The organism is Oceanobacillus oncorhynchi, from assembly GCF_000821065.1.
Lineage (GTDB): Bacteria > Bacillota > Bacilli > Bacillales > Amphibacillaceae > Oceanobacillus > Oceanobacillus oncorhynchi.
On the sequence record NZ_CDGG01000001.1, the window covers coordinates 2,499,016 to 2,519,067 of the forward strand.

Here is a 20,052-nt window from a genome sequence, read left to right on the forward strand (position 1 = left end):
AGTCTGGATCAAAAGTATTTTGAACTGGCAAATTTTGAACTTATGATTTGCAGGTAATGGTTTCAGAAGTTATTTCCATTGACGAATAAGTAAACCAATTTATAAAAGCAAAACTAAGGGGTTCACCAAAAACTTTGGGAATGCCTTAGTTTTTTATGCTGATATATTGTACGGTGTGGTTTCTACATTTTGTTGTTTCTTAAATAATTCTTGCCCTGTGTTCAAGTATTGTTCCTTTATTTAAATTGAAATTTTATATCTAAATAATGGCATATTTTCTCAAGCACCTTGCTATATACGATAATGACTTTCAGAAATAGATTGCAATCTGATTTTATCATATAATTTAAGTATGGATTTATAAATGGTTGTCAAAGTGTATTATGAATTATATCAGTCTTTTCGTTGTATGTTTCTCCTTTAAACTATCAAAAACGTAAATTTATTAAAACAGTCAGGATGAAATTTGATTGGATGTTAATAAACTATAAATTAGTCTGTTAAAGGGAAAATTATACTGAAAGCAGAAAAACCAAAAAAACCCCCTTTTGAAATTCCCCACCCAATATGATAGTTTAATAGAAGACATATTTATTTTAAAATTTTCTGTATATTAAATAGAAATCAGGTGTTGAATTGAAAAAAATACATATCCTCTTATTTATTGTAATGCTGTTTTGGGGATTCAACCTTTCCGCTATTAAGGTTTTGGTTACTGATATTGATCCGATTTTAGTAACAGCGCTCCGTATTTTTGTTGCGGGGGCTGCGGTGCTTTTAATTTGTTTATTTATGGGTCATTTTCGATGGCCGAATAAAAAAGAATGGAAGGTTATCCTTTATGTCGGGATATTTAATGTTGTCCTCCATCATACGCTGCTGAGTGTCGGGTTAAAATATACCTCTGGTGTAAACAGCAGCTTGATTTTAGGGACGGGACCATTATTGACTGTTTTATTAGCGATTTTATTATTAAAACAGCGTGTTCCGAAATTGCGTTTATTTGGATTTGTTTTAGGGTTTGCTGGTATTTTTCTGACGACGAGTTCAGGTGGAGGTTTTCACAGTATAGCAATAGGTGATGTGATTGTCTTTTTTGCTGTTTTAGTGCAGGCCTTCAGCTTTATTTTAATAGGAAAATACCATGATGATTTCGATTCGATATTGAGTACAGGTTTTATGCTTTTCATCGGATCGGGTTTTATCTTTCTGACGAGTCAGCTTTTTGATAATCAAGTTTCCGATTTAACCCAGCTGTTCTCATGGAAGCTGGGGCTGGTTTTTCTCTTTAGTTCCCTGTTGTGTACGGCCTTTGGTCATATTATTTATAATTTGGCGATTAAGCAGGTAGGTCCTGCGGAAACAACGCTGTTTATGAATCTGAATACTCTTTTTGCAATAGTTGGTTCTGTACTGTTCTTAAATGAAAGCCTGACATTATTTCATATCATTGGATTTGTTTTCATCCTGTGCGGGATATTTGTCGGGACAGGAACATTGGAGTATATATTATTAAAACGAAGAGGAAAGTTTGTTGCTAAGTAAGTGGATAGATGTGCTTCCTGATTGATGTGCTTTTTTTGAAGCAGAGCGAATAACGGAGTATAAAGCTGTTTAGACTAATGGATGTATAAACATACTCAAAAAACATGAACAGGAAAAAATCCATATGATTATTAAAAAAACAATCCAAAAAGCAGGCATGCATCATCCTTCTTCATGGGTTCTTCTCCAAAAATGGGAGCATCTGTTATTTATCCATCTGCCAGTATCACGGGATGCTTTAGCAGCCCAGTTACCCAAAGGAGTAGAACTGGATACTTATGATGGACAGGCGTGGATTAGTATTGTTGCTTTCAAAGTAAGCAAGAACCGTTTTCGCTATCTGCCTGGAACCCCTTTTCTGCGCCCAATGCTGCAGCTGAATGTAAGAACGTATGTAAAAAGAAATGGAGAAAGAGGCGTTTATTTCTTTACGATGGATACGAATAAATTCGTTGTCGTTTTAGGAGCAAAAATAGTACATGCTCCTTTTCTTCATGCAGATATGAAAATGGAGACATCAGCTGATGCCTATTATCTGGAGAGCTCACGTAGAGGAGAGGTGGCGGCTAAATTTCAAGCAAGCTATACGCCGGTGGAAGCAGCTTTTTATCCGGAAAAAGAAAGCCTTGATTATTGGCTGTTGGAGCGGTACATCTTCTGGTCATATAAAAAGGATTCTTTATATCGCGGGGATATTCAGCATAAGCAGTGGCAAGTCCAAAATGCAGAAGTCACTATAGAAAAGCAGACGATGGTTTCCTTTTTATCGAAAGAACTTTTAGGTGGAAATCCAGTTATCCATTATTCCCGTTCTAAGGTTGCGTTCAATGGGATGATAAAAAGAGTAGAATAAGGTGTTGGTTGAGTGATAAAGTTGGTTTTTAACGAGATGATTAGGGGTATAGGTTATTGAATGAAGGAAAGATTTTTTGAACGTAGGAGTGTAAATATTGACAATTGGAGCGTTCGTGGTTGGGGTTATATTGATAACCATTCATTTATTAACTAATCAGATACTGCCCTCTGATCGTATTAAAAGAGATCGTTGGCTGTCTTTTTCCGGAGGGATTGCAGCTGCGTATATCTTTGTCTATGTATTACCTGCTTTTCATGAAGAACAGGCAAGCTTGCAGGATACAGATGATTTGGCAATGGAATCGGAATTATATTTTGTTGGATTAATTGGTATGCTGCTTTTTTTCGGTATTCAAAATATAGTAAATCGGTCTTTGAACAGATCAGAGAAGGAGTCAGACACTGCTCAGGCAAAGGCCATTGAAAACCGCGTTTTTTGGGTGCAAATTATCTTTTTTAGCATTTATAATATGTTAATTTCATTTGTTGTTATTCAATCACAGGTACAAGGGATACAAGTCGCTTTTTATTCTTCAGCTATCGGCCTGCACTTTTTTGCAGTAGCTCATGATATGTGGAGAGAAAATTCAGAAATGTATAATAAATATGGCAGGTACGTGCTGGCAGCAGGAATCGTTATCGGCTGGCTGGTTGGTTCTTTTATAACCTTTAATACGCTTGTCCTCGCTGTTATTTTCTCTTTTATTTCCGGTGCGATGATTCTCAACGTTATCAAATATGAGATGCCGGAAGAAAGAGAGGCCCACTTTAAATGGTTTTTAACAGGGGCTGTAGGATATGCAGTTATTGTTTTAATGTTAAAATTTTTCTTTGACTGGTAACAAGGCCAATATTCTCTTTGATATAAAAAAATCATTTGATACGCTCCCTTTATAGCAGCTGGAGATTTCTCTCCTGCTATGAAGGGAGTTATTCGTATGTCTTCTAAATACCGGAAAGATTGTACAATAAGCACTTGCTAATGATTCCTATCATCAAACTGCGAAAAAGTGTTGAAACCCAAGCTAAATCTAAAAGACGAGGAAAAATGACAAGGAGCGTTTTCTAGAATTTTGGCCCAGATAAAACAGAATAACAATATTTCGAATGAAAATCTGATATTCTATTTCAATTTTTAGAAGCATATTCTAATACAAACCAAAAGTACAGCTTGGAATATTCAGATACGTACGATAACGTTCAAAACGGATAAATACTATATGAAAGAAAAGCGAGGTCGGAGCGGATATGAAACTTCATTTAACAGGTGATGTATCACAGGTGAAAAAAGGACTGAAGCAGCTTTTAAAGGATTTGGGTATTGAATTATCCAAGGATGGGCATCCCATTCATGTGAGTCAAAGAGAAGGGCCCCTTTCTATAAAAAATGAAAATAAGGAAGGTGAAATCTTATTTCAGGAAAAGATTCATTTTTTTAGAGGAATTGGATTATGGCTGGAGCATTTTTATACGGAAAAAGATTTTACCCTTGTGGAGTACCCTCAATTTACGATGAAGGGTGCGATGCTGGATTCCTCACGAAATGCAGTTATGACAGTAGACGGAATAAAGGATTTATTGCGAAAAATGGCCATGATGGGGTTAAATACGCTGATGATTTATACAGAAGATACATATGAAGTGAAGGAATATCCCTATTTTGGCTATATGCGTGGAAGATATACAGAAGGGGAACTCAGGGAATGTGATCAGTATGCAGCGGATTTAGGGATTGAAATGATTCCTTGTATTCAAACATTAGCTCATTTAACCGAGGCTTTAAAATGGAACTATGCCATCCCTCTCCGCGATACAGCTGACATTTTATTGGCCGGTTCAAAGGAGACGTATACATTTTTAGAACATCTTATTGAAGCTGCAAGCCGTCCCTTCCAATCCAAACGGATTCACATTGGAATGGATGAAGCACATCAGCTGGGATTAGGGAAATATTTGGATAAACATGGCTATGAAAAAAGATTCGATATTATGAATAAACATTTGCAAGAGGTAACAGCTATTACAGAGAGAAAAAAGCTGAAGCCGATGATTTGGAGTGATATGTATTTCCGCCTTGGGTCCAAGCATGGAGGATATTATGATCTGGAAGCGGATATTCCTGAATCGGTCATTGCATCGATTCCAGATACGCAGCTTGTTTACTGGGATTATTACCATGATGATGAAGCATTTTATCGTACATTTATTCAGAAGCACAAAGCATTAAAGTATAATCCCGTATTCGCGGGCGGAGTGTGGACGTGGAATGGAATCTCCCCGAATTATGGAAAAGCTTTTGCCACCACGGAAGCGGCTTTACGTGCTTGTAAAAAAGAGAATATCAAGGAAGTATTCGTCACGATGTGGGGGGACAATGGAGCGGAGACACCAATGATGACGGCTTTGCCGGTCCTGCAGTTATTTGCCGAACATGCTTATCAGGAATCCTTTTCCGATGTCCATTTGCAGAAACGGTTTCGTTTTTGTACGGGTGCTTATTTTGATGATTTTATGCTGTTCAATCAATTGGATGAAACGCCTGGGGTCAGTAAGCATAATTTACAAACCTCCAATCCCTCCAAGCTGTTATTATGGCAGGATATTTTAATTGGTTTGTATGATGAGAATATCAAAAATCTGCCTTTAAACAAACACTATAAGCTTTTAACGGTTAAATTAGAGTGTGCAGCAAAAAGAAATAAGGATTGGAGCCTGTTGTTCCATTTTTACCGGCAATTATCCCATGTGCTCAGTATCAAAGCGGAAATAGGCAGAAACTTAAAAGTAATATATGATAACCAAAATCGGGGAATGCTTCAAGATATGCTCCCTATCTTAGAAGAGATCAAAGAGCGTGTAGATACATTGCGAAAAACACATCGCGCCCTATGGTTTTCTCTCCATAAGCCCTTTGGCTGGGAAATTATTGAGATTCGGTATGGCGGCGTGCTTACACGAACCGATACGGTAATGTACCGCCTCAATCAATACATTGGAGGAGAAATCAATAAAATAGAGGAGCTGGAGGAAGATCGGCTTTATTTTGAAGGTCCGTATCCGATGCAGGAAGGTTCATTAGGCAGAAATTTATACCATCGTATTGTCACAGCAGGAAATCTATCCTGATTTCTATGCGATTAAATAAAGGAGGATATTTTGTGAGTAATAAGAAGTTAGCAAGAAAAATTGGGCAGCTGCTCGTTGTCGGGTTTAACGGAAAAGCAATCACGCCCGAAATAAAAGAATTGATTCATGATTATCATGTTGGCTCCATCATTTTGTTTAGCCGGAATATCGGTGAGCCGGAAGAGGTTCTTCAATTGACTTCCAGTTTACAAAAGGAAGCAAAAGCCGCCGGATATGAAAAGCCCCTATTTATTTGTCTGGATCAGGAAAACGGGGTCGTCAGCAGAATGCATCAAGGGATGACAACCTTTCCAGGAGCGATGGCGCTTGGTGCAACAGATGAACCGCAGCATGCATATAAGATCGGTTTAGCAACGGGAAGAGAATTAAAAGCACTGGGAATCAATTGGAATCTGGCGCCGGTCTTAGACGTGAATAATAATCCTGAGAATCCAGTTATCGGTGTGCGCTCTTTTAGTGAAAACCCCCAAAAGGTTGCAGCATTTGGAAAAGCAATGATGAAAGGACTGCAGGCTGCAGGTGTGATGACATCGTTAAAGCATTTTCCCGGTCATGGGGACACCAGTGTAGATTCTCATTTAGACTTACCGGTGATATCGCATGAGATGGAACGGCTGGAAAACGTGGAATTAGTTCCATTTCAAGCATGTATTCAAGCTGGAGCAGACACTGTCATGGCTGCTCATGTGTATTTTCCGGCAATTGAGCCGAAAGCAAATACGCCTGCAACCTTATCGAAGCAGGTGTATGTGAAACTGTTACGAAAGAAGCTTGGATTTCAAGGAGCGATTACAACGGATTGCATGGAGATGAAAGCGATATCAAACTCCGTTGGAACAGAGAAAGGTGCAGTAAAAGCACTGCAGGCGGGTACGGATTTTGTCATGGTTTCCCATACGCATCCTGTTCAAAAAGGAACGATACAGGCAATTACCGATGCTGTAGAAAACGGGGAATTACATGCATCCCGTATCGAAGCATCATTTCAGCGCATCCAGCTGTTAAAAGAAAAGTATACCTCCTGGAAGGATACCTTAGTACCGGATAAAGAAAAAGCTTTACAAATCGTCGGTTCAAAGGAGCATCATCAGCTCGCCCGGAAAGTGTATAGAGAAAGCGTCACAATGGTGCATAATCATCAGCTGCTGCCGTTAAAAGTAGATAAACAGCTGCAAATCCTTGTATTAGAACCATCCCACAGCTTCATGACGCAGGTGGAAGATAAAACATCGCAGCAGAAGTCACTTGGCTCAGCAGTAAAGGAGTATATTCCGCACGCAGCTGTGGAGGTGTATGACGAAAATAAACTGGAGCATGAGCTGGAAAAGCTTGTTCACGCTGCTAAAAAAGTTGATTATCTCATTTTAGGAACAATGACTGTGACGGAAAAGAGTCCTGTTATTGCGTTTGTTAATCAATTAGTAAAAGATAATAGCAATATTATTGGCGTTGGCATGCGGAATCCATATGATTTTCATTATCTAAACAAACTGCGAGCCTTTATCAATACCTATGAACCTGGTTATCCTGCATTACAGGCAGCCGCTGGAGTAATTTTTGGCAGGGAAAAAGCGAGAGGCATACTCCCGGTCAATATTTGATAGCAGCATGATCATTAAAGCTGTTAATTAGCTGAGAGAGAAAAATACGAAAGGGGGAGGGGAAGGTGAGCTAAATAATAGGGGGGACAAAAGCTGCTGCTCACAGTATCTGAATAGAAGAAATGCAATATCTTGCATTTTATTTAATTAAAATCTATATAAGTTGAAATATTTAAACTAATCTTTCCACCTAATAAAATTAAGCACTATAACTAGCGTAGTGTATTTCCGGAGCGGTTGCTAGAAGGTAAAATTTTTATTTCAACTTATATAGAAAAATAAAATAGGGGGAGGTTTTTGAGTGAAAAAGAATAAGAAAATCTTATTTCTATTATGCATCTCCTTTTTTTCCGTGCTGGTTGCGTGCAGTAAGGATGAAAAAGAAGCTGTCGGGGGAAGTGAGGATGCACTCGAAAATCTGAATCAAGAAGGGATGCCAATCGTGGAGGAGGAAATCACGATTGATGTATTTGCAGGTAAAGCTGCTTCAGCGGCAGATGATTGGAATGATGTTCCTGTTTTAAACGAATATGAAAAAATGACGAATATCGATATGAACTGGAATCAGGTTCCGGTTGACGGGTTAGAAGAAAAAAGAAATTTAGCGTTAGCAAGCGGCGATTTGCCGGATCTTTTCTATGGTTCTTATATGCCTAATTCTGATTTATATAAATACGGCGAGCAGGGCATTTTCATTCCGCTTAATGATTTGATTGATGAATATGCTCCCAATATCAAGGCATACCTGGAGAAATATCCTGAAATCAAACAAGGAATCACATTTCCAGATGGAAATATCTACGCCATTCCCCGGTTAAGAGATCCAGAATCGCCGACATCCTTGATGGATGATAAGCCATGGATAAACCAAGAAATCCTGGATGAGACCGGAATGGATAATCCGGAAACGACGGACGAATTTTATGAATATTTAAAAGCAGCCAAAGAATTATCCGTTGATGGAAATGAAGTGATTCCATTTAGCAGTGTGTCGATGGATCGTTTATTCCATTGGTTGACCGGTGCATTCGGAGTATCGAATAAAGGAATTTTGCATCCTTCCATTGATGAAGATCCGGAAACGGGAGAACTGCGTTTTTACCGTACAGCGGATGAGTATAAACAATTGCTTGAATATATGAACAAACTATATACAGAAGGCTTGATTGAACAAAATATCTACTCGATTGAAGTCGATCATTTTCTGGCGAATGGAGCAGAAGGAAAATATGCAGCCATGAACTTCTTTAATCCTAAGGATTATTTTGGAGAAGAAGTCGGGGGACGTTATATTCCAGGTAATGCACTGGAAGGTCCGAATGGAGATAAGCTGTTTACCTCTGTCATTTCACCAGTAAATAGTCTGGGGCATTTTTCCATTACCAATGTCAATGAAAACCCGGAAGCAACGATTCGCTGGATTGACTATTTCTGGAGTGACGAAGGGGCGAAGATGTTCTTTATGGGATTAGAGGGAGAAACTTATGAAGAAACGTCGGATGGGCCGGAATTAACGGAAGAAATTACAAATAACCCAAATGGGTTAACGGTTCAAGAAGCATTGGCGCAGTATATCATTAACCCGGGCGGAGGACATCCAGTAATTGAAAATCCGGAATATTCGACAGCACCTGAATTTCAGCCGGAAGATCTCGAAAACGCAGAAAACATGGCCCCCTATCTGATTGAAGAGCCTTGGCCGTTTTTCTTCTATGAAGAAGAGGAACAGGCGGCGCTGGATTCTTTAGGGGCGGATATTCAGAAGTATGTTGGAGAGATGGAAGCACAATTTGTTACGGGAGAAACGTCCTTTGATGAGTGGGATAATTATGTGAAGACATTGGAAGAAATGGGTCTGGATGAGTATATGGAAATTCAAAACGAAGCACTGAAACGCTATGAAGAAGGACAGTAAGTAATAGCCTCATTAGAAAACTTGGCATTCGGATGAATGCCTTAGTTGGGACTGCGATTACTCGTCCCATCGAAGAGCTTTTGCACTTATGCAAATAGGGAAGTTTATATTTGCCAAGTGGAAAAAAGGGAGAAGCCCCTTCCTTTTTTCCGCCTTATATTAAAATAAAAAAAGCTTGGAGGTACTTCCTGTGAAAATGAAAAAGAAATTCATGATGCTGGCAGCTGTGCTGCTGATTGCTTTATCGGCGTGTAATAACGACGATAAGGCTGATGTCGGCGGCAGTGAAGAGGCGTTAAATAACTTAAATACAGAAGGCATGCCAATTGTAGAGGATACGATTGAATTAGAGGTTTTTGCCGGGAAAGCAGCAACGACGGCGGATGATTGGAATGATGTGCTGCTTTTGAATGAATATGAAGAAATGACAAATATGGATATCACATGGAATATGGTGCCGGCAGATGGATTGGAGGAAAGAAGAAATCTGGCTCTGGCCAGCGGCGATTTGCCGGATGTATTTTACTCTGCTAACCTGCCTGTTTCCGATGTTCAAAAATATGGAAGTCAGGGCACATTTATCCCTTTAAATGATTTGATTGAGGAATATGCGCCAAATATCAAAAAGGTCCTTGATGAAAACCCGGATATTCGGAAAGGGATTACGTTCCCGGACGGAAATATCTATTCCATCCCGACCGTCTATTCCCCTGATTTTTCGTCCTTATTGATTGGAGCAAAAGGGTGGATAAATGGAGATTGGCTGGAGCAATTAGAGATGGATAATCCAGAAACAACCGAAGAATTCTATGAATATTTGAAAGCGGTGAAAGAAACAGATTTAAATGGGAACGGAAAAAATGATGAAATTCCATTAAGCAGTGTAGCGGAAATGTCCCGTATCATTCATTGGATTTCAGGAGCATTTGGGGTTCAAAACCGCGGGCAGCTTCATACCTTGATCGACAGTGACCCAGATTCAGAGGATATCCGTTTTTATCCGATTGCGGATCAATACAAGGAAATGTTGGAATATTTAAATAAGCTTTACGAGGAAGGGCTGATTGAGCAAAATATTTATTCCTTGGAAGTCGATCAGCATTTAGCAAGTGCGGCAGATGATCTTTATGGCGCTGTGCAATTCTATAACCCAATGGAATTATACGGAAAAGAAGTAGGCGAGCAGTATATCCCGGGCAATGCTTTAGAAGGTCCGGATGGAACAAAAATGTATACGGGGATCACTTCACCGGTTCTTTCGTTAGGGAACTTTCTGATTACCAGTGAAAATGAAAACCCTGAAGCGGCATTAAGATGGATTGATTATTTCTGGAGTGAAGAAGGACAGAAAATGTTCTTTATGGGCATCGAAGGAGAAACCTATGAAGAAACAGAGGAAGGTCCGAAGCTGACAGAAGAAATCACGGATAATCCAGACGGCTTAACGCTGACACAGGCACTTGCCAAGTATATTATCAATCCCGGCGGCAATCACCCGGTTATCGTTACAGATGAATACTTTACCGGTTCAGAGAATGCGCCGGCAGATGTAGAAGCTGCGGAACAGCTGGAGCCGTATTTGATTGATGAAATTTGGCCGGCATTTACGTATACAGCTGAAGAAAATGACCGTATCGCTGTATTGGAAACAGATTTACAAAAATATGTAGAAGAAATGCAGGCTGGTTTTATTACGGGAGAAAATGATTTCTCTGAATGGGATGCCTATGTGGAAACGATTCAAGAGATGGGCTATGACGAATATATGGAAATCCAGCAGGCAGCCTATGAACGCTATCAAGAAAATTAACGGCTTGTCATCCTGAACAGAAGTTGAATTTATCGGTGTCTGGAGGGGAATCCAGACACCGATAAATAGGGGGTTAAAGAATGAAGGGAGTTAAAAATGACGTTTCTGTCCCAGCCCAAAGTAAATTTTATCAAGTGAAAAAGAATTTTGCCCGTAATTGGCAAATATATGTCTTTTTGCTTCCGGCGGTTGCGTATTTTATCATATTGCATTATATCCCGATGTACGGTGTCCAGATTGCCTTCAAGAACTTTTTTGCCAACCTTGGAATCTGGGGGAGCCCTTGGATAGGATTTGATCACTTTGAGCGTTTTTTTAATTCGTATTATTTTTGGAGGCTGCTTAAAAATACACTGGTTTTAAGTGCGTATCAATTAATCTTATTTCCATTGCCTATTATTCTCGCACTCTCTCTGCATGAAGTGAGAAATAGAATGTTTAAAAAGTGGGCTCAGACATTAACCTATGCGCCGCATTTTATTTCTGTCGTTGTTGTGGTAGGGATGATTGTTATCTTCTTAGACCCGACAACAGGCTTAGTCAATCGTCTGATTGTTGTTTTTGGCGGAAGTCCGATTGATTTTCTGACAAGCCCAGGCTGGTTCCGGCACATTTTTACATGGTCTGGTGTCTGGCAAACGCTCGGATGGGGATCGATTATTTATCTGGCGGCATTATCCGGTGTTAATCCGGAATTACATGAAGCGGCAAAGGTGGATGGTGCATCCCGGCTGCAGCGTATTTTCCATATTAATATCCCAAGTATTTTGCCGACAATCGTTGTGTTATTTATTTTAAATATCGGCAGCTTTATGACCGTCGGCTTTGAAAAAGTGCTGCTGATGCAAAATAATTTAAATGCCAAAACATCGGATGTAATCCAGACATTTGTGTATCAAACAGGTCTGCTGGAAGGGCAATACAGCTTTGCGGCGGCAATCGGGCTGTTCGATTCAGCAATCAATATTGCATTGTTGGTCGTGTTTAATTATACAGCCAGAAAGGTAAGCGGCAACAGTCTATGGTAAGGAGGTTTAGAAGATGAAGAGGTTTACGCTCTCAGATAGAGGATTTGACTGGATCAATACCATATTTCTTCTCATTATTTTAGTATTGATTGTCTATCCATTGATCTTTGTTCTAAGTGCCTCTATCAGTGATCCGCAAGCAGTCAGCTCAGGCAGGATGTGGCTCTGGCCGGTCGATATTACGTTTAAAGGATATGAGCGTGTATTTGCCAATGATGCTATTTGGCTCGGCTATAAAAACACCATTATTTACACATTTGTAGGAACGGCCATTCACTTATTTGTTTTATTGCCTTGTGCATACGCCTTGTCACGTAAAGAATTAATGGCTAAAAAATTTATCCTCTGGTTTATTTTATTTACCATGCTGTTTAACGGAGGTTTAATACCTACGTACCTTGTTGTCCAATCCCTGGGAATGCTCGATACAATGTGGGCAATTATTATTCCGAACGTGGTAGGAGCCTGGTCCATTCTGGTTGCAAGAGCCTTTTTCCAGCAAAGTATTCCGGATCAATTAGTAGAAGCATCTAAAATTGACGGAGCTTCTGATTTCTATATATTTATACGGGTTGTATTGCCGTTGTCTTTGCCGATTATTGCGGTGATGGCACTGTTTCATGCAGTGAATTTATGGAACCAGTATTTTAACGCTTTGATTTATTTATCCGATCGTGATAAGTACCCATTGCAATTGATTTTAAGAGAGATTCTCGTGGTGAACCAGATGCAATTGAATGATCCAGGCGGGTCAGCCGAATCGCTGGTGGATCAGGTAAAAACAGCCGGTCTGATCAAATATGCAGTGATTATTGTATCGTCACTACCATTATTATTAGTTTATCCATTTGTCCAGCGATTTTTTGTCCAGGGTGTATTAATCGGATCGATTAAAGAATGAAATAGACGGGAGGGATGGCGATGAACGGATTTATAGATGGATATTATCGTTTTGCTGTATGGATTACGAGATTTGCTTATCTCAATTTACTATGGATTGCTTTCTCGCTGGTCGGACTTGGTGTAGTTGGATTTTTCCCGGCTACGGCAGCGATGTTTGCAGTGGTGCGGAAGTGGGTCCATGGAGAGAAGGATATTCCTGTCTTCCAGGTTTTTTGGAAAAACTATAAAAAAGAATTTCTGAAAATCAATGTTTTAGGATATCTACTGGCTGGAACAGGATATCTCATGATAATGGAATTTCGAATTTTACGGACACAGGAGCATATCGCCTATACGATGGCAAGCTTTGCTGTTGTCGGATTGTTTTTGTTATTCACTGTGATTGTACTCTATCTTTTCCCTATTTATGCCCATTTTCAATTACGGGCAGTGGACTATATCAAATGGGCACTGCTTATTGGAATCGGTCATCCTTTATTAACCATCTTTCTTCTGGGCATCGTCATGGCGCTTATCTACCTTTTGTTTATTACCATTCCCGCTGTCCTCTTTTTCTTTGGCGGAAGTGTGATCGCATATATTTTGATGTGGGGAACGCATTTAACCTTTGCCAAAATGGAGGAAAGCCTTGCATAAATGATGTACGGAGGTGGAACGATTGGTACGGTTAGGTTTGGATATATTTTTAGAGAAAGGATATAAACGAGTGGAAGGGCAGCGGATTGGCCTGGTTACGAATATGACAGGAGTAAACGAAAAACTGCAGCCATCCATCGATTTGTTTACGGAGCATCCGGCAATTCATCTGACGGCCTTATATGCTCCGGAACACGGCATCCGCGGAGATGCGAAAGAAGGGCAGGAGGTATCCTCTTCCATAGATGCTAAAACAGGGCTGTCGGTATACAGTTTGTACGGAGAGACAAGAAAGCCAAGTCAAGAGATGCTTGCAGATGTGGATGTGCTGGTCTTTGATTTACAGGATATCGGTTCAAGATACTATACGTACATTTATACCATGGCTTATGTGATGGAGGCGTGTATGGAATATGGAAAGAAGCTGATTGTCCTTGACCGGCCCAACCCGGTGTCCGGTCTGAACATGGAGGGGAATCTGGTCGAACCGGATGTGCGTTCCTTTGTCGGTTTGCTGCCAATCCCGAATCGGCACGGCATGACTATAGGGGAATTGGCATGGTTATTTAAAAAGGAATTTGCTTACGCATGCGACCTTTCTATTGTGCCGATGGAGGGCTGGAAACGCCGTATGTATTTTGATGATACGAATTTATTCTGGATTCCGCCATCGCCGAATGTGCCTGTGGTTGATACGGCTATTTTATATCCTGGCACCTGTCTTTTGGAAGGAACCAATGTATCCGAGGGGAGAGGGACAGCGAAACCGTTTGAGTGGATTGGCGCTCCTTTTATAGAAGGGCAGAAGCTGGCGAAAGTATATAATGATAAAAAAATTCCTGGCGTGCTCGCCCGCCCTGTATCTTTTGTTCCGACTTATCAAAAACATGAAGGTGAAATCTGTGGCGGTGTACAGCTTCATATCGAAAACCGCCATACACTTCATGCCTTACGAGCAGGGGTCACTTTAGTGGAAACCATCGCAGCACTCTATCCGAATCAATTTCAATTTATCGAAAATGAAAATGGGAAGTGTTTTTTTGATTTACTGGCAGGAACCAAGCGTTTAAGGAAATACATCTTAGCTGGAGAAGCAGAAAAGTATATAGAGGAAGGCCAACAGGAGCTGGGGAAATTTAAAAAAACGCGAAAAAAATATCTTTTATATCGTTAGAATCATTACGGCAGTTATGCATCCCTCTACAATTACTGAACCGAGGAGTTATTGGATTTAATCAAAAACAGGTTCTTCTGTGAAGAGAGAAAAAGAAATGAGTTGATCCTATTGCCTTTTATAAACGGTGGAATAACGAGAATCAATGAAATGCTTTTGAGTCTCCCGCCATCTGAAAAGAAGATTGCTGATTATATTTTAAAAAACCCGGAAAAAGTCATTTCATTAACTGCCAAGGAGCTCGGGAAACGCAGTGAAACAAGCGGCGCAGCAGTTATCCGATTATGCAAGTCTTTGAATTTGAAGGGTTTTCACGATTTGAAAATCCGTATTGCGGGTGATTTGCAAAGAAAAGAAGAGTACGGATTCCGCGATATTGATCCGGATGAAACGTCTCTATCGATTATTGATAAAATGACAAATAACAGTATCCAAACGATAAGAGAAACAGCACAATTAATTGATATTGATCAACTGCAGACAGGAGTCCAATGGATGAATGATGCCTCAAAAATCCTATTTATCGGAGTCGGTGCATCGGGGATGATTGCACAGGATGCAGTTCAAAAATTTATCCGGATTAATAAAAACGCCTATGCCTTTGAAGACATGCATATTGCGGCGACAGTCATTGCCAATATGAGCGAAAACGATGTTGTTTTTGGTATTTCTTTTTCAGGAGAAACCGTTGAAATTGCAAATATGCTTCATCTTGCCAAAAAAAGAGGTGTGAAAACAATCAGTCTGACTAAATACGGAAAATGGCCGGTTACCGAGCATGCAGATATAAAGCTGTATACATCTACAACGAGAGAGCCTATTTTCCGGAGCGGCGCCACATCATCCCGAATCGTACAGCTGCAGGTCATGGATATTTTGTTTATGAGTGTAGCTGCCTTACAATATCCTGTTACCGTAAAGCATCTGGATGAGACAAGAGACGCGGTGGATTTCTTTAAAAAAGGGAATGAAAAGATAAAAAAATAAAGAAGATAAAAAGTGTTGCAAGGCTTCTTATTGCGGCATCAGAACAAGAATAAAAGCTTACTATACACATCCTCAAAAAAGAAAGGAGATGTGAAGCATGAAGCTGGAATCCTGGAATGACAGAAGAATAGATGCACTGGTTCAATTATGGAATCAGGAAATAGGAAAACATTTTCCAATGCGGAAGGAGCTGTTTAAACAAAATAGCTTTGAGGATGAGAATATATGCGAAAAAGCCTCCGCAATTGCTATCGATGAGGAAAATCATGTGGTAGGATTTGTTGTTGCAAAGAGATATCAGGAAAAACAGGAAGCGGGTATGAGTCAGGAAATCGGATGGATTCAAGTGCTTCTTGTGGCGGAGAACCGGAGAGATCAAGGAATTGGCTCTTTATTGTTAGCAAATGCTGAAACGCATTTAAAGGCTGCCGGTGTAAAACAAATTCTGCTTGGACGTGACCCATGGCATTATTTTCCCGGTATCCCCATGGAATTGGCAGAAGCAAAATCCTGGTTTGAACAGAAAGGATATCAAAACAGCGGGATAGAGCATGACATGATTCGAACTTATGATGCCCATGATGAAGCGGCAATTCCCAAAATAGCAGGGATAGAATGCCAGGTGTTAGATTTAAAAGATAAGGACTTATTTCTTGATTTTTTACATCGGTGTTTCCCGGGAAGATGGGAATATGAAGCAATTCATTATTTTCATAAGGGCGGTACAGGAAGAGAATTTGCGATTCTAAAAAAAGGGCAGCGAATCATTGGGTTTTGCCGAATGAATGATGAAAAATCACCTTTCATCGCTCAAAATGTATACTGGGCTCCTTTGTTTCAGGAGGAATTAGGCGGGGTTGGACCTTTAGGAGTGGATGCGAACGAACGCGGGAAAGGATATGGATTAGCTGTTGTGGAAGCAGGAATCGGTTTTTTAAGAGAACGGGGCGTCTCCCGCATTGTCATTGATTGGACAGGGCTGACAGCTTTTTATAATAAATTGGGATACACTGTTTGGAAGAGCTATGCTGGGTATAGTAAGGATTTGTAAATACGTATTTGTTTTAAATGTATAGAAACAAACAGAAGTTAATTGCTGTTATACTAACAATAACAAAACAAAAAATTGGAGAAATGAATATGAATATAGAACAAGAACTTTATAAAGTAGCAGCAGACTTAGTAAAAAAGAGATATCCTTCTGGCTGGGGCGGTGCAGCGGCGATGTATACCGAATCTGGCCATATATTGACAAGCGTTGCCCCGGAGGTGATTAATGCTTCTACAGAATTATGTATGGAAACAGGAGCGATTTTAGAAGCACATAAACTAAATACCAAAATAACGCACTCAATTTGTATTGCCAGAGAGGATGAAAATGCATCATTCGTTATCTTAACGCCATGCGGTGTTTGTCAAGAGCGTCTTTTTTACTGGGGAGAAGGCGTAAAAGCAGCAATAACAAATTCGAATAATGAAATTGAATTTAAAGCGTTAAAAGAGCTACAGCCGTATCATTGGTATAAGGCTTATGAAAATGAGGGGTGAAATACAATTTTAACAAGAGCGAGAAGAGGAGGGCTAAATATATTTGGCCCTCCTCTTCCTATATTCCCATATGCTATTCATAAGCCTCTTCAGAAACTCTAAACAAAGACTTATCCTCAATTTTATGCGTAACAAACATCAGAACAACGCCAAAGAAAATCATTCCACCGGCGACAAAGGTGATTTCTCTATAGGAAAATTGATTCGTTAATAAGAGACTGCCTAATGTTGCCCCAATCGAATTTGCTAAATTAAATACAGATGCAGCTATCGTTCCCGATAAGGCTGGAGCTTCTGTTGCTGCCAAGATGATCTTTGCATTTAATATCGGTGTGGTTCCAAAGGTTCCGGCACCGAATAAGAAGCAGGCAACATACGTCAAGATTGGGTTCATAAATAAGAACGTAATGGCAATCAGCACAGTGCCTAAAATAGTCATCGCTACAATTAACCGTTCCGTCAGTACTTCAGGCTGAATACTTCCAGAAACAAAATTACCAATAACTGCGCCTAATCCAAATAAGAATAAAGCAATTGTAATACTGGTTACATCAAAGCCTGCAATATCTCGAAGCATAGGCTCTGTAAACGTATAAGCGGTAAATACCCCGGAAAAGCCAAAGACAATAACGGCAATCAGCATCCAGACATTTTTATTCTTTAATACGGCCATTTCATTTTTCAACTTAGGAGTTTCATTTTGTTTTATATTTGGTGTAACAATCATAAGGCCAATTAAATTAATAACGCCCATTGCTGCAATAAACCAGAAAACGAGTCTCCAATCAAGTACGCCGCCGATATAGGAACCAAAAGGAACGCCAAGCATAATGGCAATCGTCAGTCCGCCCTGCACAGCAGCAATGGAGCTGGTACGTTTATGAGGCTGGGAAATTTCAACTGCCATGCTCATACATAGTCCAAAGAATGGGGCATGCATAATTGCAGAGAAAAGTCTGGAAAGTAGCAGTACCTCAAAGGTTGGAGCGGTGGCCGCAATAATATTACTTATAATAAAGATGGAGATAAGTGCGATAAGCAGCGGCTTCGGTGAAAATTTAACCGTTAATATCCGAAGCAGCGGGCCGCAGACAGCAACACTGATCGCGTAAACGCTGAGCAGTAACCCAGTGGTTGAAACAGGCACATCTAAATCTGCCGCAAACTGTGTTAATAAACCAGTAACGGCATACTCTGTCATTCCAATCGCAAATGTACCAATCATAAATACAAATAGAATCGTATTACGGGAGAATTTCATCGTCATTTTAACACTTCCTTTCTGTCCGTCTAAAAAAACAATAGCACTATCATAGTGGAACAGAGACCTATTGTCTAGGTATCTGTTTGAAAAAAATAAAGAAATAATTTTCAGATTAATGGAAGCGCAGAGCAAATGCTTGCTGTGTAAAAAATAGGTTTTTTGAAGCTGTAAATAAGAGCAAATGAAAAGAAGTAGAAAAGCTAAAAAATGGTATAATAAAAGAATCTTGATTCCGTGAAGGAGGATATAATAATGACAGCAGACACAAATAAGATTGTGCCCCATCTTTGGTTTGATAAAGAAGCAAAAGAGGCAGCGGCTTTCTATACGTCCGTTTTTCCAGATTCTCAGATAATCAGTGAATCGGTTATTCCAGACACCCCATCAGGAGATTGCGACTTGGTTTCTTTTGATTTATGGGGGCAGCGATTTATGGCAATCAGTGCAGGGCCTTATTTCTCATTCAATCCATCCATTTCGTTTATGGTAAATTTTGATCCGGCAAGAGATAAAAACGCTGCCGAACAGCTTGAAGCAGTTTGGGAAAAGCTGTCTGATGGCGGTGTACCGCTGATGCCGCTTGACTCGTACCCTTTTAGTAAAAAATATGGCTGGATACAAGATAAATATGGATTGTCCTGGCAGCTTATTTTGACGAACCCGGAAGGCGAGGAGCGCCCGCTGATTCTTCCATCTATGATGTTTACAGGGGAAAATGGAGGAAGAGCAGAGGAAGCCGTTCAATTTTATTTATCTATTTTTAACGACAGTAAAAAAGGGAACATGGCTTATTACCCGGCAGGAATGGAACCAAATAAGGAAGGCACGGTTATGTTTTCCGATTTTGCACTTGAAAATGTCTGGATAACGGCAATGGATAGCGGACTGGAGCATGGTTTTCAATTTAACGAAGCTGTTTCTTTGCTGGTTAACTGTGATACACAGGAAGAGATTGATCATTATTTTGAACAGTTGTCAGCTGTACCTGAAGCAGAGCAGTGCGGTTGGTTGAAGGACAAGTTCGGTGTTTCCTGGCAGATTTCCCCAAGTGAGATGGATGAAATGATGGGGAAGAATGCCACAAAGGAACAAATTGCCAGAGTGAATCAGGCAATGATGCCAATGAAAAAATTGGATATAGAGACATTGCGAAAGGCATATAGAGGGTAGTAAGATGTATCAATTAAAAACGAAAGAAACAGATAGTAGTGTCATTGAATTTATTGAGCAGGTAGAGCAGCTGAAGAAGCGGGAGGATGCATACCGTCTGCTGGATTTATTTACAGAAACGACGGGGTTTGAGGCGAAAATGTGGGGGCCGAGCATTATCGGTTTTGGCAGGTATCATTATAAATATGATTCTGGTCATGAAGGAGATGCCCCTTTAGTCGGCTTCTCTCCGCGTAAAGCAAAAATCAGTCTTTATTTTGCGACAGGTGATACAGAGCGGGAGCATTTGCTTGCGAGGTTTGGCAAGCATACAACTGGCAAGGCCTGTGTGTATATTAATAAAGTAGCAGATATTGATGAAGAAATATTAAAGGAATTAATCAAACAGTCGGTGACGTTTTTACAGGAGAAGTATCCGGAAAAGTAGGTGGATTCTTAAGTTTGCCATCCGAAGACTCAAGCAAGGCCA

17 protein-coding genes are annotated in these 20,052 nt (G+C 40.1%); 16 read left to right on the top strand and 1 reads right to left on the bottom strand.

All coding sequences use genetic code 11. The features are described 5' to 3' along the window. Window positions 1–636 precede the first annotated feature (636 nt). The 14 genes from BN997_RS11960 (at window position 637) to BN997_RS12025 (ending at window position 17,149) form a co-directional block, all read left to right on the top strand. A complete protein-coding gene (locus tag BN997_RS11960; RefSeq protein ID WP_042532546.1) occupies window positions 637–1,545 on the top strand; it encodes a DMT family transporter in 909 nt (302 codons plus the stop codon). Between the two features lie 124 nt (window positions 1,546–1,669). Further along, the gene (locus BN997_RS11965; protein WP_052484990.1) at window positions 1,670–2,398 is read left to right on the top strand and encodes a YqjF family protein; all 729 of its coding nucleotides are present in this window, start codon (window positions 1,670–1,672) and stop codon (window positions 2,396–2,398) included. Between the two features lie 97 nt (window positions 2,399–2,495). Then, window positions 2,496–3,242, top strand: a complete 747-nt coding sequence (locus tag BN997_RS11970) for a hypothetical protein (RefSeq protein ID WP_042532548.1) — start codon at window positions 2,496–2,498, stop codon at window positions 3,240–3,242. 406 nt (window positions 3,243–3,648) lie between these two features. Next, complete coding sequence (locus BN997_RS11975) at window positions 3,649–5,526, top strand: beta-N-acetylhexosaminidase (RefSeq protein ID WP_042532550.1); 1,878 nt, start codon at window positions 3,649–3,651, stop codon at window positions 5,524–5,526. Between the two features lie 32 nt (window positions 5,527–5,558). After that, a complete protein-coding gene (nagZ, locus tag BN997_RS11980; RefSeq protein WP_244882373.1) occupies window positions 5,559–7,148 on the top strand; it encodes a beta-N-acetylhexosaminidase in 1,590 nt (529 codons plus the stop codon). Window positions 7,149–7,449: 301 nt separating this feature from the next. Further along, a complete protein-coding gene (locus tag BN997_RS11985) occupies window positions 7,450–9,063 on the top strand; it encodes an extracellular solute-binding protein (RefSeq protein ID WP_042532554.1) in 1,614 nt (537 codons plus the stop codon). A gap of 196 nt (window positions 9,064–9,259) precedes the next feature. After that, window positions 9,260–10,873 carry an extracellular solute-binding protein gene (locus tag BN997_RS11990; RefSeq protein ID WP_052485114.1) on the top strand — a complete coding sequence of 538 codons (1,614 nt, stop codon included), beginning with the start codon at window positions 9,260–9,262 and terminating at the stop codon, window positions 10,871–10,873. Between the two features lie 80 nt (window positions 10,874–10,953). Beyond that, window positions 10,954–11,901, top strand: coding sequence for an ABC transporter permease (locus tag BN997_RS11995; RefSeq protein WP_042532558.1), 948 nt, complete (start codon window positions 10,954–10,956; stop codon window positions 11,899–11,901). A gap of 13 nt (window positions 11,902–11,914) precedes the next feature. Next, window positions 11,915–12,802: a carbohydrate ABC transporter permease gene (locus BN997_RS12000; protein ID WP_042532559.1), complete on the top strand. Its 888-nt coding sequence runs from the start codon at window positions 11,915–11,917 to the stop codon at window positions 12,800–12,802. 20 nt (window positions 12,803–12,822) lie between these two features. Continuing rightward, window positions 12,823–13,440, top strand: a complete 618-nt coding sequence (locus tag BN997_RS22925) for a YesL family protein (protein WP_042532561.1) — start codon at window positions 12,823–12,825, stop codon at window positions 13,438–13,440. A gap of 22 nt (window positions 13,441–13,462) precedes the next feature. After that, a complete protein-coding gene (locus BN997_RS22930) occupies window positions 13,463–14,614 on the top strand; it encodes an exo-beta-N-acetylmuramidase NamZ family protein (protein WP_042532564.1) in 1,152 nt (383 codons plus the stop codon). A gap of 111 nt (window positions 14,615–14,725) precedes the next feature. Beyond that, window positions 14,726–15,601, top strand: coding sequence for a MurR/RpiR family transcriptional regulator (locus BN997_RS12015; RefSeq protein WP_084613031.1), 876 nt, complete (start codon window positions 14,726–14,728; stop codon window positions 15,599–15,601). Window positions 15,602–15,698: 97 nt separating this feature from the next. After that, a complete protein-coding gene (locus BN997_RS12020) occupies window positions 15,699–16,652 on the top strand; it encodes a GNAT family N-acetyltransferase (RefSeq protein WP_042532566.1) in 954 nt (317 codons plus the stop codon). Window positions 16,653–16,741: 89 nt separating this feature from the next. Further along, window positions 16,742–17,149: a cytidine deaminase gene (locus tag BN997_RS12025; RefSeq protein ID WP_042532568.1), complete on the top strand. Its 408-nt coding sequence runs from the start codon at window positions 16,742–16,744 to the stop codon at window positions 17,147–17,149. A gap of 73 nt (window positions 17,150–17,222) precedes the next feature. Here the strand turns inward: BN997_RS12025 and BN997_RS12030 are convergent, their stop codons facing one another. Then, window positions 17,223–18,416 (bottom strand): MFS transporter, encoded by a 1,194-nt coding sequence (locus BN997_RS12030; RefSeq protein ID WP_042532570.1) that lies wholly within the window; start codon window positions 18,414–18,416, stop codon window positions 17,223–17,225. Window positions 18,417–18,665: 249 nt separating this feature from the next. On the opposite strand from BN997_RS12030, the gene BN997_RS12035 reads away from it, so the two are divergent. Then, window positions 18,666–19,583 carry a VOC family protein gene (locus tag BN997_RS12035; RefSeq protein WP_042532572.1) on the top strand — a complete coding sequence of 306 codons (918 nt, stop codon included), beginning with the start codon at window positions 18,666–18,668 and terminating at the stop codon, window positions 19,581–19,583. 4 nt (window positions 19,584–19,587) lie between these two features. Further along, entirely contained in the window at window positions 19,588–20,010 is a 423-nt protein-coding gene (locus tag BN997_RS12040) for a DUF1801 domain-containing protein (RefSeq protein WP_042532574.1), read from the top strand. Window positions 20,011–20,052: the final 42 nt, after the last annotated feature.